We start from the raw sequence: 15,718 nt of genomic DNA on the forward strand, positions 1-15,718 counted from the left end.
AGATTAAAATTTACTATTGATCAACGAAATGATCTGATCAAATCGCTGATCCATTTTGGATTCCAACCTTCCCATTTTCACTTCCAGGCTGCCCATCCTCACTTCCAGATTATCCATCCTCGCTTCCAGATTATCCATTCTCACTTCCAGATTGCCGACTCTCTTGTTCAGGTCAGTGAATTGGTTGTCAATCCTGATAAATTGATTGTGCATGAAGGCGAATTCCAAATCGTACTTCGCGAATTGTTCCTCACAACGCGCAAATCCTTTTTGAACTGTCGTTGTCAGCGTTGCTAATCCGATCGCTATCATATCGATTTGTGCACCGTGATCCACTGCAATATTTTCCAATTGGTTAATTCTTTCTTCTATGAACATAATGCGTGCTATTTTGGAGGGAGTATCAGGGACCAGGCCGGCATCCATAAACTTCGTGCAATATCCGAAAGAATTTTAACACGTCAGCACCTCAAAAACTGAGGGGTTTATAATTCAAAAAAAATCGCTATGCAAGTCAATCAGACTCCCAATTTCTTGGCGGCATTCCAGTATTCATCCATTTCTTCCAGGCTCATCTCTGACAAGGATTTACCGTCGGCTCTGGATGCTTCCTCCAAGTACTGAAATCTTTTGATAAATTTCTTATTGGTCCTTTCCAAAGCTGTTTCCGGGTTGATATCGGCAAACCTCGAATAATTGACCAAAGAAAACAGCAGATCCCCAAATTCGCCCTCAGCCTCATTCTTATCTATAACTTCCTCAGATTCAATATTAAAATTATCCCGAAACTCTTTCAACTCCTCCTCTACCTTGCCCCAAACCTGGTGTCTTTCATCCCAGTCGAATCCGACGCCGCGGGCCTTCTCCTGGATACGCATCGCTTTTACCAGCGCGGGTAGCGAACCCGGGACGCCCGACAAAACCGATTTATTACCTTCTTTCAATTTCAGTTTCTCCCAGTTTTGCTTAACCGCTTCTTCACTATCCGCAACAAAATCTCCATAAATATGCGGATGCCTGGAAATCAATTTTTCACATATCCCGTTCAAAACATCCTTGATATCGAATTGATAAGCATCCGTTTGTTCCGAACCTATTTTGGCATAAAATACAATATGCAGCATCAGGTCACCGAGCTCCTTCCGTATCTCAGGCAAGTCGTTCTCCATGATTGCATCCGACAATTCGTATGTTTCTTCAATGGTCAGGTGCCTCAAACTTTGGATGGTTTGCTTACGGTCCCAGGGACATTGATCACGCAATTCGTCCATAATGGTCAGCAGCCGGTCGAACGCCATAAGCTGCTCTTTCCTGCTGTCGGTAAGAGAATCAAAGCTTTTTTCCATAAAACAAAGATAGCTAATCAAAAACCAATTCGCGGGCCAAAAAGGGTTCAACGACTTGCATTGAGCCCCAAACACTGTTACCGAACTTTTTCCGGGAGCAAAACGATTATTGACTTACAAACATTTACATTTCATCATTGAGAAAACCACCGCCAAAAGCTTTCAATAATTCCGATTCGGGAAATCTGCCATCTTTCAAAAAACGGTTCTCCGCATTACAGAACCTCCCCCGGTTTTTCAAGCTCGTGTGGGAGACCAACAAGGCACTTACAATTGGAAATATCCTTTTCCGACTCTTAAAATCGGGCTTGCCGTTATTGGTCCTGTACATTGGCAAGGAAATCATTGATGAGGTCATCCGCCTGATGAACCATCGGGCCGACTCCCACCAATATCTTTGGACTTTGGTTGGGACTGAGCTGGCTTTGACCATTATTTCCGATCTTCTCAATCGTTGTATCAACCTATTTGACAGCCTGTTAGGCGATCTGGTTGCCAATAAAACCTCGGTGGACCTGGTACACCACGCTGCCAAACTGGACCTCTATCAATTTGAAAACCCTGTTTTTTACGATAAACTGGAAAGGGCTAGGCGGCAAACTTCCGGCAGAACCGTGTTGTTGTCGCAAACCCTGGCGCAAATGCAGGACATTCTTACCTTGTTATCGCTGGGAGCTGGCCTGGTCGTGTTTAATCCATGGCTGATTCTCATTCTGATTATTGCGGTCATTCCCTCTTTCATAGGAGAAACACATTTTAATGAACGAACTTATTCGTTAACCAGGAGCTGGACCCCAGAACGCAGAGAATTGGATTACCTCAGGTACCTGGGCTCCAGCGCCGAAACAGCCAAAGAAGTAAAAGTATTTGGATTGGAAAATTATCTCGCCGATCGCTTCAAGGCACTCTCGGATGAGTATTTTAACGCAAATAAAAAAATAGCAATCAGTCGGGCGGGATGGGGTTACCTGCTTTCCGCTATTGGCACACTGGCCTACTACGGAGCCTACGTCTTTGTGTTGTTTCAAACGCTGTCCGGGATAATCACGATCGGAACTATGACGTTCCTTTCGGGGTCGTTCCAAAGGATGCACGGCATGTTGCAGGGAATTATGGGCCGGTTTTCAGGCATTGCGGAGGCCGCATTGTACTTGCAGGATTTGTTCGACTTTTTCGAAATCCAGCCCACGATCCCTGCAAACGAGAATGGAGGATTGATCCCTAAACCGATCAGAAAGGGCATTACCTTTGAAAACGTAGGCTTCAAATATCCCGACAATGATTCCTGGGCGCTTCGAAACCTTTCCTTTTCAATTGAGTCTGGTGAAAAACTGGCGCTGGTCGGCGAGAACGGGGCAGGAAAAACGACCCTGGTTAAATTGCTGGCTTCGCTTTACAAGCCCACAGAGGGGCGAATACTCATTGACGGGACCGATATCCGGGGATTCCAGCTGGCCGATCTTCGCGCAAATATTGGCATCATTTTCCAGGACTATATCCGTTATGAAATGAGCGTTTCCGATAACATTGCCGTGGGAGATATCTCCAATATTAATGACAGAACTGCTATCGAGCTTGCCGCCAACATGAGCATGGCGCATGAACTCATCGCCCGTTTACCCAATCAATTCGAACAGGTTTTGGGCAAACGCTTTAAGGACGGAACAGAATTGTCCGGAGGTCAGTGGCAAAAAATCGCATTGGCACGGGCCTATATGCGTGATGCCCAGATTGTCGTGCTGGACGAGCCGACTTCGGCGCTGGATGCCCGCGCAGAACACGAGGTATTCAAACGATTTTCCGGATTGATCGAGGGAAAAATGGCGGTACTGATTTCGCACCGCTTCTCTACGGTAAGGATGGCCGATCGGATCCTTTTCCTCGAAAAGGGTAAAATGGTCGAATACGGCTCCCACGAGGAGCTTCTGAATCAAAACGGTAAATACGCGGAGCTCTTCAACTTGCAGGCAGAAGGTTATCTTTAATTAAAAAGGTATCTTCAAGCTGGTCTGAATTAAATTGCTCGTACACTTGGCTATGATTTTGTCGTGCAAATCATAAATCACGCCTTCAACATGCACAATGTTTTTGCCAGCCCGGATCACCCTGGCTTTGCAAATGAGCGTATCCCCCAGCCTTGCCGCATGCAAAAAGTCGCAATTGAGATTGACTGAGGTGTAGGCATACTCCCTTCCCAGACCGTAGACCATTGTACCTACCACTTCATCCAAAATAGCTGCGGCCATTCCGCCATGAAGTGTTCCCATGGGATTGGTCATATCTTCCCTGACTGTAATCTCAGCCTCCATGCTGCCCTCCCGAATATCCAGGAGTTTGCCATTGAGCCACCTGCCTGCCGGTGATACACTTTGCGTCATTGGTTTCCCTATCAATTGTTGTAAAGCAATAAGGCGTTTATTTTCTTCCTCGCTCGCTGGCTTATTCCCGTGCGACATACGTAAAGTGATATAGATATGGAGAATTATATTGCATATTCGAAAAATAGTAATTATCGTAGAAATACCTATGATACAGCCTCGATTGTCTGGATTTAATTGCTAAGTTTTAAAGGTTATTACTACCTTTGCCCGAGTTTTTGCCAGAGATAAAAGCATACCCATATATGAATTTTACGTTATCGCAGGTTCCTGAACGCTCCGAGAAACCCCGTCAAAAGGGACTGACCATGGTAATGGATAAAGGGCTCAGTGTCAGGGAAACAGAAGATATGTTGTCCACTTCATCTCCTTACATTGATATCGTAAAATTGGGCTGGGCTACCTCATTCGTAAGCCCGAATCTCACCGAGAAGCTGGCCGTTTATAAAAATGCCAATATTCCGGTTTATTTCGGCGGCACCTTGTTTGAAGCGTTTGTAGTCAGGAATCAGTTTGAAGACTATCGCAGGCTTCTTGACAAATACGATCTCAAATATGCAGAAGTGTCCGACGGCTCTATCGAGATGGCCCAGGATATCAAATGCGAATACATTCATACGCTTTCCAAACAGGTCACAGTGTTGTCCGAAGTAGGTTCCAAGGATGAAAACAAAATCATTCCCCCTTATAAATGGATCCAGCTCATCAAATCCGAACTGGAAGCAGGGGCCTGGAAAGTGATAGGCGAAGCCAGAGAATCCGGAAATGTAGGCTTATTCCGTGCCAGCGGAGAAGTACGTCAGGGCTTGGTAGAAGAAATCCTGACCCAGATCGCCTTCGAAGATATGCTTTGGGAAGCGCCCCAAAAATCACAGCAGGTATGGTTCGTTAAGTTGCTTGGTGCCAATGTGAACCTGGGTAACATCGCGCCATCCGAACTTATCCCACTCGAAACAATCCGTTTGGGGCTGAGGGGAGATACTTTTAATCACTTCCTGAATGCCAAGACCAAGCAAAAATGGAAAATAGACTCCAAGAATTAAACACATTATTACTCACCTAATCGCAGCTATGGAATTCATCAAGCAGTTTATTGACATTTTTCTCCACCTGGACAAGCATTTGTTCGACATTGTTCAGCAGTACGGGACACTTACTTACCTCATCCTCTTCCTGATTGTTTTTACGGAAACCGGCCTGGTGATTATGCCCCTGCTGCCCGGCGACTCATTGCTATTTGCCGCTGGCGCCATCGCCGCCAATGAAGGTACCGGCCTGAATGTCTGGCTCATCATTATTATCTTGATCGTGGCTGCTCTCCTTGGAGACAATGTCAATTATTTCATCGGGAAAAAATTCGGCGGCGAGATCAAAAAACGGGAGCGGGTATTGTTCCTGAAAAGGGAATATCTTGAAAAAACAGAAGCATTTTATCAGAAACATGGCGGAAGCACCGTCATCATGGCACGTTTTATCCCCATCGTGCGCACGGTTGCGCCCTTCGTTGCCGGCGCTGGAAGCATGAATTACTCACGATACATCGTTTTCTGTATCATTGGCGCTTTACTGTGGGTCCCTGCATTGACTTTGCTAGGCTTCTTCTTTGGCAACATGGATATCGTGAAAAAGAACTTCGAGCTGGTCATTTTCGGAATCATCGGAATTTCAATACTGCCCATGATTTTTGGTTATTTCAGAAGCAAATTCACAAAGCCGACGGCGGCATAAGCTGAAGTTAATCGCTCTTTCTGGCCCATCCCCTTTTAGCTCTATATCATATCCGCAAAAAGGCCCCGCAAATATCGTTTTGCGAGGCCTTTTTCCATTTATTAAACCTTTGATTTCAACGAAAAAAGAAGACATCTAAAAGCTAAGAAGCATTCTAAGACTTCGACGAATAGTTCGGTGCTTCTTTCTGGATCATGATATCGTGCGGGTGGCTTTCCCTTACACCAGCCGAGGTGATTTTTACGAACTGGGCTTTTTGCAAGGAAGCAATATCTCCGGCCCCGCAATAACCCATTCCTGCTTTCAGCCCGCCAACCATTTGATATACAATTTCGGAAACCTTTCCTTTAAAGGGTACCCGGCCGACAATCCCTTCGGGAACCAGCTTTTTAACATCGTCTTCAGCGTCCTGGAAATACCGGTCTTTCGAGCCGTCTTCCATGGCTTCCACCGAGCCCATTCCGCGATAAGCTTTGAATTTCCGGCCTTCGTAAATCACGATTTCGCCCGGAGCTTCGTCGCTTCCCGCAAGCATTGAGCCGATCATGATCGTGCTTGCGCCGCCAGCCAGTGCTTTGGTCATGTCGCCAGAGAAACGGATGCCCCCATCCGCAATCACAGGCACGTCCGGATAATTTTCTTTCAATGCATCCGCTGCCCACATTACTGCTGTTAACTGTGGAACACCGATCCCCGCGATGATACGGGTGGTACAGATACTACCCGGGCCAACCCCTACCTTCACTGCATCGGCACCTGCTTCGGCCAGCGCAATGGCAGCTGAGCCAGAGGCGATGTTGCCGGCGATCACATCCAATTTGGGAAATGCCGCTTTTACGGATTTCAATGCGTCGATCACTCCTTTGGAATGGCCGTGTGCGGTATCTAAACTAATGACATCTACACCGGCTTTTACCAGTGCTTCAACCCTTTTCAAAAGGTCGGCTGTAACACCTACTGCCGCACCTACGCGCAACCTGCCGTATTCGTCCTTGCAGGCGTTGGGGTGGGACTTCCGTTTGAGTATATCCTTATACGTGATCAATCCGGTAAGCCGGTACTCAGCATCTACAATGGGAAGTTTTTCAATTTTGTACTCTTGGAGGATTTTCTCGGCGTCGTCGAGCGACAAACCGTCAGAAGCGGTGATCAGGTTTTCCTTCGTCATGATCTCGGTCACCGGCTTTGCCATTTCCCTTTCGAAACGCAAATCGCGATTGGTAAGAATCCCGATCAGTTTGTGATTTTCATCGATAACCGGAATACCGCCGATTTTGAACTCCCGCATGATCTGGTGGGCATCGCCAAGCGTAGCCGTATCTGATAAAGTGATCGGATCGAGGATCATGCCGCTTTCCGAACGTTTTACTTTTCGTACCTGCTCGGCCTGTGCCTCCAGGCTCATATTTTTGTGAATAATCCCTATTCCGCCTTCCTGGGCCATTGCAATGGCCAGTTCGAATTCGGTAACAGTATCCATAGCTGCGGACACAACCGGAATGTTGAGTTCGATGTTACGGGTCAGCCTGGTCTTAGTTGTTGTATTGCGAGGAAGAATTTCTGAATAACCTGGTATTAGAAGAACGTCGTCGTAAGTGAGGGCCTCGAAGAGGACTTTGGATGGGTCTGTGCTCATAGCAAATAAACTATTGTTATTTGCCGGGCAAAATTAACAATTATTTTGGAGCCCACCAAAACATTTGGATGTTAGCTAAATATTAAATTTTTAAGAATTGGTTTTTAATATCCGCCTTATTGTTGATCCTGTATTCCGGTATCAGTAATCCTCTTTCTGCTAAAAAGATGCTCAAATGAGTATTTTTTAAAATAATTAAAAATATCGTAAAATGGTTTAGGGGTTAAGGCGACTTTCTTGACTATATCTTTGTATTCTATTTTGCAGAATCCGGATGAACCCAATATTTACCGATGAACAACTGGTAGTTCTGCTTTCTGAAAGCAGTAAAAGTGCTTTTGAGGAGATATACGACCGTTATTGGTACAAACTTTTCTGCATTTCATTTCATCAGACCGGCTCGAGGGAAGAATCCGAGGAACTGGTGCATGATTTATTTGAAAGTCTCTGGAAAAGAAGGCTCGAAAGCAATATCACCCATTTGAGCTCCTACCTGGTGATTGCATTGAAATATTTGATCACCAATCATCTAAAATCAAAAATAACCTGGCGGAAATATCAGGAGTGGGTGCTTTTGAATAAGATGCAGGAAATATCTTCCACGGAAGAAAAGATTCAGTTCAACGATCTTTCGGAAGCCATTGACAGGGCCATGAAAAAGCTTCCGGAAAAGACCAGCAAGGTTTTTCAACTCAGCCGTTTCGAAAATCAATCCGTAAAAAGCATTGCGAAGGAACTCCATATCTCGGAGAAAGCCGTAGAATATCACATTACCAGGTCCCTAAAGGTTTTGAAAGACAATCTTTCGAGCTACCACACAGATAATTGAGACACTTACAAAGGCAAATGAACCAGTACGATTTCCAAAAAACTCTAAACAAATATCTCGCGGGGCAACAAACCCCTGAAGAAGAGGAATTCATTCTGGAATATCTGAAAAGTAATCCCTTGGACGATACCGCTGTTTTCGAAGGCGACAAACAGATCATTGGAGAGCGGATCAAGAAGAAGCTTTACGCAAATACCATCGGCAAGCCATTGTTGGTCAGGCTAAGTCCTTGGTTCGCCGTGGCCGCATCCGTAGTCGTCTTGTTTGGATGCTGGTATTTTCTGGCAAGAAAAGAGCGTACCGAACTGATTTCAGATTCGGACGTGAATCCCGACCAGGAAGTGGTTGAGATCCGGAATACTTCCGGCAGATCACAGACAGTGCCGCTGGAAGATGGCAGCGTTGTGGTTTTGAAAAAGAATAGCAGCATTAGTTTTCCTGAGCATTTCGGTAAAAAGAACAGGCTGGTATTTCTTCACGGCGAAGCATTTTTCCAGATCAAAAGAAACACTGCAAAACCTTTTATTGTTTCGGCCGGCAACCTGATGACTAAGGTCCTGGGTACCAGTTTTAATATTAAGTCCTATGATGAATCCTCTTCTGTCGAAGTGCAGGTCAAAACGGGCAGAGTATCAGTCTACGAGCGGGTCAACAGCAATTCCGTTAACCGGAACGGCGTGATTCTGACCCCGAACCAGAAAATAATTTTTGATAAGAAGTCGAAAAAAATGGAGCTGTCCATTGTAGAAAATCCAATGATGGTGATTCCGATTAACGAAACAGCACATGGCTTTTCTTTTTCAGAAGTGCCTGTTAAAACGGTTTTCTCCGACCTGGAGAAATCGTACGGGATCGATATCGTGCTCGAAAACGATACCGCCGACTCCTGTCTTTTTACCGGCGACCTGAATGGGTTAACCTTGTTTCAGCAGCTTGACCTGATCTGTAAGTCGGCCAATATCTCTTATGAAAGAAGGGGCACGGCTTTGTTTGTTCAGGGGGCGGGTTGCAGTAATTAGTAAAAAAAGTGGCGATGATGCTCGAACATCACAGCCACGGGAATCCAGTTGATCACAACGGTTTCCATTGTTTGTCCTTGCGTTGCGTTTCACAAAAACCATTAAAATTATGCATAAAAAAATACCCCTCAAAAGGGTTGTTTACAAGGTCATGAGTACTACGGCTAAACAACTAATCATTGCGATACTATGTTGCGGCGTTTCACTCGCCCACAGTCTCCACGGGCAGGAACTGCTCAATAAAGAAGTGTCTCTGAAAGTGGAATCCCTTGAAATAAAGAAGATTCTGCAGATGATCGAAAAGCAGGCGGACGTCAAGTTCGTTTACAGCACCTCTAGCATCCAGGGCGTGCAGAATACAAGCCTGAAAGAAATCAAGGGCCCTTTGAACAAGGTATTGGACCAATTGCTGACGCCGCTCAATGTCTCGTACGAAGTAGTGGGAAATTCAAGGATTTTACTGCGAAAAAAGTTGCTCAGCCCAGCAGGTAGCGCCCAGGCCAATTCCCTGCGGGTCGAAGTAATCGACCGGAGCATCACCGGCAAGGTCCTCGACGAAAAAGGGGCGGGCCTTCCTGGGGTAAACATTTTGCTGGTGGGCACGCAACAGGGTACTTCTTCCAATGAAAATGGCGATTACCGCATTACGGTGCCAGATCAGGGCGCTACATTGAAATTTTCATTCATCGGTTATGTAAGCCAGGAAGTTGTCGTGGATAAGGATATCATCAACGTTTCACTTGTTCCAGACGTCAGCGCACTGAAAGAGGTGGTAGTGGTGGGCTATGGTACGCAGGAGAAGAAAGATGTAACGGGCGCAGTATCTTCTGTAAAAGGGGCTGATTTTCAAAATTTGCCTTCCGGAGGGGCACAGCAGGCCTTGCAGGGAAGAGCCGCGGGGGTTAACATCGTACGCAATGGCGGTGCTCCCGGAGATGCAGGCTCGATCCAGATCCGTGGTTTCGGAACGGTTAACAATTCGTCGCCGTTGGTTGTGATTGACGGTATCCCCGCCGGGACCATGAACGACGTCAATCCAAATGATATCGAATCCATTGAGATCTTAAAAGACGCCTCCGCTTCCGCGATTTACGGAACGCGCGCTGCGAACGGTGTAATCCTGATCACCACCAAAAGGGGCAAATTCGATAACCCGCTTTCTGTTACCATTAACGGGTACGTTGGTGTGACCAACCGCATTAAAACGCTGGACGTACTGACTGCACCGGAACTGTCAAAATTAAAACAGGAGGCTTATACCAATGACGGATTGCCCATTCCTGAAATTTGGACCAATACAAAGTACCAAACGCAGCTTACCAACTGGCAGGACGAGCTTTTGAAACAGGGCGTAACCCGCAACTACGACGCCGCACTGCGTGGTGGCAGTAAATATTCCACGTTTGCGATCTCAGGCGGTTATTACAATGAAGATGGTATCATTGGCAAATCCAACTATAAGCGGTTCACTTTCAGGATCAATTCGGACCATAAAATTGGAAAGCGGATCAAGATCGGGCAGAATCTCCAGTTTACGAATACACATAATACTGGTCCCGACACCCAATCGTCCCAAACCGGATTGTTATGGAGTGCAATTCGTTTTCATCCCGGATTGCCGGTTAAAAACGCAGACGGGTCTTACGGTTCCACTCAAGGCCTTGGCGCTTTCGGCGATATCAACAACCCGATATTTACAGTCGATACTCAAGATAAAGACAACATACGCAACCGATTTTTGGGAAACCTGACCGGCGAACTGGAAATTATCGACGGATTGAAGCTGCGTGCCAATCTTGCCATGGACGCAACATTTTCGGAGAGCCATACCTTCGATATCAAGATCAATGATCAGTTCCGTACCAACTCTTACAATCAGCTGAGCCTTGGCCACGACAAAAGCTGGTCGTTCCTTCAGGAGTATTTCCTGTCCTATGATAAGCACTTTGGAAAGCATTCGCTTAACCTGGTAGGCGGTTACACTTCGCAAACCTTCAATGACCTTTATTCCAATCAATGGGGAAGGGATTTTTCAAGTGAAGACCCTTCTTTACGATATATGCAATATGCGGGGACTATTGTTTCAGTCCCTCTGAACAACGGCGGAAATGGCGGCCGCAGCTACGATGCGCTTGCTTCTTTCTTTGGAAGGATTAATTATTCTTTCAACGACCGGTATTTGTTTACAGCAACCATGAGGAGCGACGGATCGTCTAAATTCGCACCAGGGAACCAGTGGGGCGCTTTTCCCGCGTTTTCACTGGGCTGGAGACTTTCAGAAGAAGATTTCTTTAAGAACGCGCTCCCTATGTTCAGCAACTTCAAGCTGACTGGCGGCTGGGGACAATTGGGTAACCAAAACGTAGCATCCCTGCAATACCTGGCCCTGATTAACTCCACTTATCGCTATGCATTCGGGAACGGCGGGGTTCAGAACCAGATTGCCGGCGCTGCCCAAAGCCGACTTGCCAACCTGAACATTGGATGGGAAACCGCAGAGATGAGTAACTTTGGATTGGAGGCCGGTCTGTTCAAAAACGCGCTTTATGTTTCGGCCAATTACTTTATCAAAGATACCAAAAAGATGCTGCTGGCCCCTCCGTCCGTCGGAACGATCGGCACTGCTACCATCCCTGACCAGAATATTGGTCAGCTGAGGAACAAAGGACTTGAATTGGAAGCTTCGTTCCGGCACACAGTGGGTGATGTTACTTTCAACCTGAGCGGCAACGCCACGTTTATTAAAAACAAAATCACGAAACTGGCCACTCCTGGCGGATTTTTGGCGACACAGCTGTACGGTCGCGGCCAGCAGGAAATCGTAAGGACTTACGAAGGTCAGCCTTATGGTACGTTTTACGGTTACAAGACCGACGGTATTTACCAGAATCAGGGTGAGATCGATTCGGATGCCAACATTGCCAATGACTCGCGCCGCACAGACGGACAGATCAAGCCCGGAGATGTCCGTTTTCTGGATTTGAACAAAGATGGTATTGTCAATGATCAGGACAGAACAATTATCGGAAGTCCTCAGCCTAAAATCAATTATGGGTTTTCGGGGGGCGTGAACTACAAAGGATTTGATTTTACGTTGTTTTTTGTCGGTGTAGGTGGTTCCAAGATCTACAATGCCGACAGGATGCAGGGCCTTGACGCCAGTTATTCCTTCAACCTGTACGCCTCAGAAAACGACCGCTGGCATGGAGCAGGAACGAGCAATACCATTCCGCGGGTGAGTATCGACAATGCTAACAGGAATTTCAGGCCTTCGGATCTCTTCATCGAAAAGGGTGACTTTCTACGTCTGAAAAATATGACTTTGGGCTACACAGTTCCGAAATCGGCTATCAGCAAATTAAAAATGACGCAGGCGAGGGTCTATGTGACCGGACAGAACATTCTGACCTTCACGAAATACTCCGGATTGAACCCTGAGCTGGGATATGTAAACGGACAGCTGAATGTGGACTATGCGCAGTACCCGCTGGCGCGTACCTGGACAATCGGAGCAACTATTTCTTTCTAAAACCCCACGTTCAGATTTACACAGAAGAATTTGACTTATTATGAAAAAGATAACAACATTATCCGCATATATACTTCTTGCAGTTCTGACAGGTTGTAGCGACTTGCTCGAAACAACGCCTTACGGGCAGGTTACCTCTCAGCAGTACTGGAGAAACGGCGACGACGTAGTGGCGGCAGTAAATGCCGTTTACTCGCCCCTCCTCGACGAGGACGGCTTTGCCCATACCGAATATACTTTCGACAATTGCTCGGATGATATGAACCGGGCCGGCGACCATTCGGACGAAACTTCACTTGAAATGTTCACTTTCGACGCTTCCAACTCCCACATCCTGGCTACTTGGAAAACAAAGTATGAGGTTATTTCAAGAGCAAACGCAGTGCTGATCAACGCACCGAAAGTTGCTATGGACGAAACGTTACGTAACCGCAGCTTGGGTGAGGCCTATTTTCTAAGGGGCTTTGTCTATTGGAGGCTTTCATTGATATATGGCGAAGTACCTATTTTGCTGGAAGAGGATGCATTGAACCTGAATTTCAACAAACCCAAATCTACGCTGGCAGAAGTTCGCGCACAAGCCGAAGCCGATTTCCTTAAAGCAGCCTCTTTGCTGCCTGTATCTTACAGCGATGCAGAAGCAGGCCGTGTAACGCAAGGTTCCGCCTATGGTTTTTTAACGAAACTATATGTTTATGAAGAACAATGGGCAAAAGCGATTGAGGCAAGCACCAAGGTAACTTCCAATGCAGCCTATAAACTAGCGACTGGTTTTAACCAGAATTTTGAACTGGCGACAGAAAACAATCCTGAGATATTGTTCTCGCTGCAATACGAAACGGGTTGGACAACCGATAATTCCCCCACTTTTTACCATACCCCCCAGGCGTTCGGAGGGTGGGGCTTCCACGAGCCAATCGACGACCTGGTACAGGAATTCGAAAAGGGCGACACCCGCAAAACGTCTTCTATTTTCAGCCCTGGCGACATTGTGGACCGAAACGCAGCTGGAAAAGAAACTTTTGCAAAAGATATGACGCGGGTAACAGGATATGCATTCAAAAAGTACACGCAATTCGCGGATAATGGCGATATGAGCCAAAGCCTGAACGCACCTTTTTTAAGAACAGCCGATGTTTACTTGCTAGCATCCGAAGCCAAGATCCGGTCGGGCGCCAATGGCGATGCAGAATTGAATATCGTCAGAAAACGTGCTGGCCTGGCCCCAATTACCAATGCTACCATGAAAAACATTATGCACGAAAGGCGTGTAGAGTTGGCGGGAGAAAATGAAAGGCACCAGGACCTGATGCGCTGGGATAAAGCCGGCCTGATCGATATTGTAGCGCATTACAAAATTGACCGCGGCCCTCATAAGCCAAGCCGTAATTTTGTTAAACCCAAGCATTACTACTTCCCACTGCCGCAACGCGAAGTGGATCTAAGCAATGGGACATTAATCCAGAACAGCAATTATTAATCTCTTGGTTAAAAAAATCACCCTGTTGTTAATCCTGAATGTCCTTTTCGCGGGTTGCTCCTCCCGCGAAAAGGACATTCAGGGATTATGGAGAACTGATTCCATTTCGAATTATGTCAATGGGTTCAGTTTTACCAATAATACCAAAGATGCGCATTGGTCGTATTTTGATTACCGCGCCGATGGTTCACTTTTTGAAAGACGAAAAGGCGAGTACCGGAAATCGCATTATAAACTTCTTTCGGCAGATTCACTCGTCTATCTGGATTCTGCAGGTAAAGTTGTCAACGGCTATAAAATCCTGGACCTCGATGCCAGAAAATTGGTGCTGAAGAAGTCTCAGAAGCCGTATTTCTCAGGGAAAAATCAGGAACTGTATGAGATCCGGTATTTTTCCAAGGTAACTCCTGGCGGTAAGTGATCAACCCACCAGGACCCTTACCTTTTTTATCCTTTTCTTATCGGCCGATTGAACTTTGAAAGTAACCTCCCGGTGGGTGACAATTTCTCCAGTCCTCGGAAGCCTGGAAAATAACTCAAGTAACAGGCCTGCAAGCGATTCGCTGTTACCGCGCACCTCGTCGAAATATTCAGTATCAATATTCAGGATACGACACAAATCGTTGATCAGCACTTTTCCTTCAAAAACATAGGTATTTTCGTCAACCTGCGTATAGTTGATCTCGTCGTCCTCGTCATATTCGTCATTGATATCCCCGAAGATCTCTTCAATGATGTCTTCCAGTGTAATCAGCCCGCTGGTACCGCCATATTCGTCGACCACAATCGCCATATGCACCCGGCGGTTCTGAAAATCCTTCATCAGGTCATCCAGTCTCTTGCTCTCCGGAATAAAATAAACCGGCCGAAGTAGTTTTTGCCAGTTGAAATGCTCATCCTGATGAATATGCTGTAACAGATCCTTTACGTTCAGAATGCCTTCCACGTGGTCCAGATCGTCACGAAAAATCGGTACCCTCGAATACCCCGACTTATTGATCTTATCCATCAATTCATGAAAATCCAGCTCGATATCAAAAGCGGTTATTTGCAAGCGGGCCTGCATGGCTTTTTTAGCGTTGGTTTGCCGGAAGTTGGCCAGGCCACGCAATAAGTCTGTTTCCTCCTCGCTTTCCGCCTTGGCTTCCAGCATTTCACTCGTTACCTCCTGCCCTTCGGGCGTCAGTACCCCGGCAGAATAGCCCAATCTCATCACGGGTTGCGTCAACGGCCGGCAAACTTTGATCAGGAACTGCGTTAAGCCGGTTATCCTTGGAATAAATTCGTTAGCTCGCCGTGCGCTGTTATACCTCACCAGCGCGTCCAGCCAGATCCACAATGCGAGAGAGCCCAGGATCAACCACCTGGAAAGCGTCTCGTCGTAAATTTCAAGATAGTTCCATGCCAGATGTGCCGACAGGATAAGCGCCAGCAGCGTGATCGCCCTTTGAACAATCGATAAAGAAAGTTGCTGAATTCGGGTGGGCAAGTGATCTTCTCCGTCAGTTTTGCGGTCCCATGGATTTCCCATTGCTCCGGAAGCTGCGTAGGCCGCCCGGATCCCGGAAAGAAAAAGAGAGATTGCAAAAAGAAAAATGATCAGTATCAGATCGTAGGGAGCCAGGAAATCAGTGGGTATAATAACCCCTACCAGAAGTGGTTGCGTACTTTTTGGGGAAAAGAAAATCCCCGTACGCGTTCGGGCAAGGGGATCGTCACTGTCTGCTGTTTCTTTCACAAAATATCAGAAAACGTTGATAGTAAACTGTTAGC

Annotated in this window: 13 protein-coding genes; 8 read left to right on the top strand and 5 right to left on the bottom strand. The window is 46.5% G+C overall.

The features are described 5' to 3' along the window. Positions 1-3: 3 nt before the first annotated feature. Positions 4-378: a hypothetical protein gene (locus AC1XUF_RS13555; protein WP_483342340.1), complete on the bottom strand. Its 375-nt coding sequence runs from the start codon at positions 376-378 to the stop codon at positions 4-6. Positions 379-518: 140 nt separating this feature from the next. Beyond that, entirely contained in the window at positions 519-1,346 is an 828-nt protein-coding gene (gene mazG / locus AC1XUF_RS13560; RefSeq protein ID WP_483342341.1) for a nucleoside triphosphate pyrophosphohydrolase, read from the bottom strand. Between the two features lie 137 nt (positions 1,347-1,483). Here mazG and AC1XUF_RS13565 point away from each other — a divergent pair, with 137 nt between their 5' ends. Then, the gene (locus tag AC1XUF_RS13565) at positions 1,484-3,331 is read left to right on the top strand and encodes an ABC transporter ATP-binding protein (RefSeq protein ID WP_483342342.1); all 1,848 of its coding nucleotides are present in this window, start codon (positions 1,484-1,486) and stop codon (positions 3,329-3,331) included. Here AC1XUF_RS13565 and AC1XUF_RS13570 read toward each other — a convergent pair whose 3' ends face one another. Then, positions 3,332-3,802, bottom strand: coding sequence for a PaaI family thioesterase (locus tag AC1XUF_RS13570; RefSeq protein ID WP_483342343.1), 471 nt, complete (start codon positions 3,800-3,802; stop codon positions 3,332-3,334). Positions 3,803-3,969: 167 nt separating this feature from the next. Between AC1XUF_RS13570 and AC1XUF_RS13575 the strand changes: the two genes are divergently transcribed. Continuing rightward, on the top strand, positions 3,970-4,767 hold the full coding sequence (locus tag AC1XUF_RS13575) for a phosphosulfolactate synthase (protein ID WP_483342344.1): 798 nt from the start codon (positions 3,970-3,972) through the stop codon (positions 4,765-4,767). A 28-nt stretch (positions 4,768-4,795) separates the two neighbouring features. Continuing rightward, the gene (locus AC1XUF_RS13580) at positions 4,796-5,452 is read left to right on the top strand and encodes a DedA family protein (protein WP_483342345.1); all 657 of its coding nucleotides are present in this window, start codon (positions 4,796-4,798) and stop codon (positions 5,450-5,452) included. Positions 5,453-5,606: 154 nt separating this feature from the next. Here AC1XUF_RS13580 and guaB read toward each other — a convergent pair whose 3' ends face one another. After that, on the bottom strand, positions 5,607-7,088 hold the full coding sequence (guaB, locus tag AC1XUF_RS13585) for an IMP dehydrogenase (protein WP_483342346.1): 1,482 nt from the start codon (positions 7,086-7,088) through the stop codon (positions 5,607-5,609). 274 nt (positions 7,089-7,362) lie between these two features. Here guaB and AC1XUF_RS13590 point away from each other — a divergent pair, with 274 nt between their 5' ends. From AC1XUF_RS13590 to AC1XUF_RS13610, 5 genes are all read left to right on the top strand, one after another. Further along, positions 7,363-7,917 carry an RNA polymerase sigma factor gene (locus AC1XUF_RS13590; RefSeq protein ID WP_483342347.1) on the top strand — a complete coding sequence of 185 codons (555 nt, stop codon included), beginning with the start codon at positions 7,363-7,365 and terminating at the stop codon, positions 7,915-7,917. A gap of 17 nt (positions 7,918-7,934) precedes the next feature. Then, positions 7,935-8,936, top strand: coding sequence for a FecR family protein (locus tag AC1XUF_RS13595; protein ID WP_483342348.1), 1,002 nt, complete (start codon positions 7,935-7,937; stop codon positions 8,934-8,936). Between the two features lie 109 nt (positions 8,937-9,045). Next, positions 9,046-12,465 carry a TonB-dependent receptor gene (locus tag AC1XUF_RS13600; protein WP_483342349.1) on the top strand — a complete coding sequence of 1,140 codons (3,420 nt, stop codon included), beginning with the start codon at positions 9,046-9,048 and terminating at the stop codon, positions 12,463-12,465. 40 nt (positions 12,466-12,505) lie between these two features. Then, the gene (locus AC1XUF_RS13605) at positions 12,506-13,945 is read left to right on the top strand and encodes a RagB/SusD family nutrient uptake outer membrane protein (RefSeq protein WP_483342350.1); all 1,440 of its coding nucleotides are present in this window, start codon (positions 12,506-12,508) and stop codon (positions 13,943-13,945) included. A 4-nt stretch (positions 13,946-13,949) separates the two neighbouring features. Then, entirely contained in the window at positions 13,950-14,366 is a 417-nt protein-coding gene (locus AC1XUF_RS13610; RefSeq protein WP_483342351.1) for a hypothetical protein, read from the top strand. On the opposite strand, the gene AC1XUF_RS13615 is transcribed toward AC1XUF_RS13610, so the two are convergent. Continuing rightward, entirely contained in the window at positions 14,367-15,683 is a 1,317-nt protein-coding gene (locus tag AC1XUF_RS13615; protein ID WP_483342352.1) for a transporter associated domain-containing protein, read from the bottom strand. Positions 15,684-15,718: the final 35 nt, after the last annotated feature.

This window comes from Dyadobacter sp. HNCC25DJ185 (assembly GCF_056895195.1).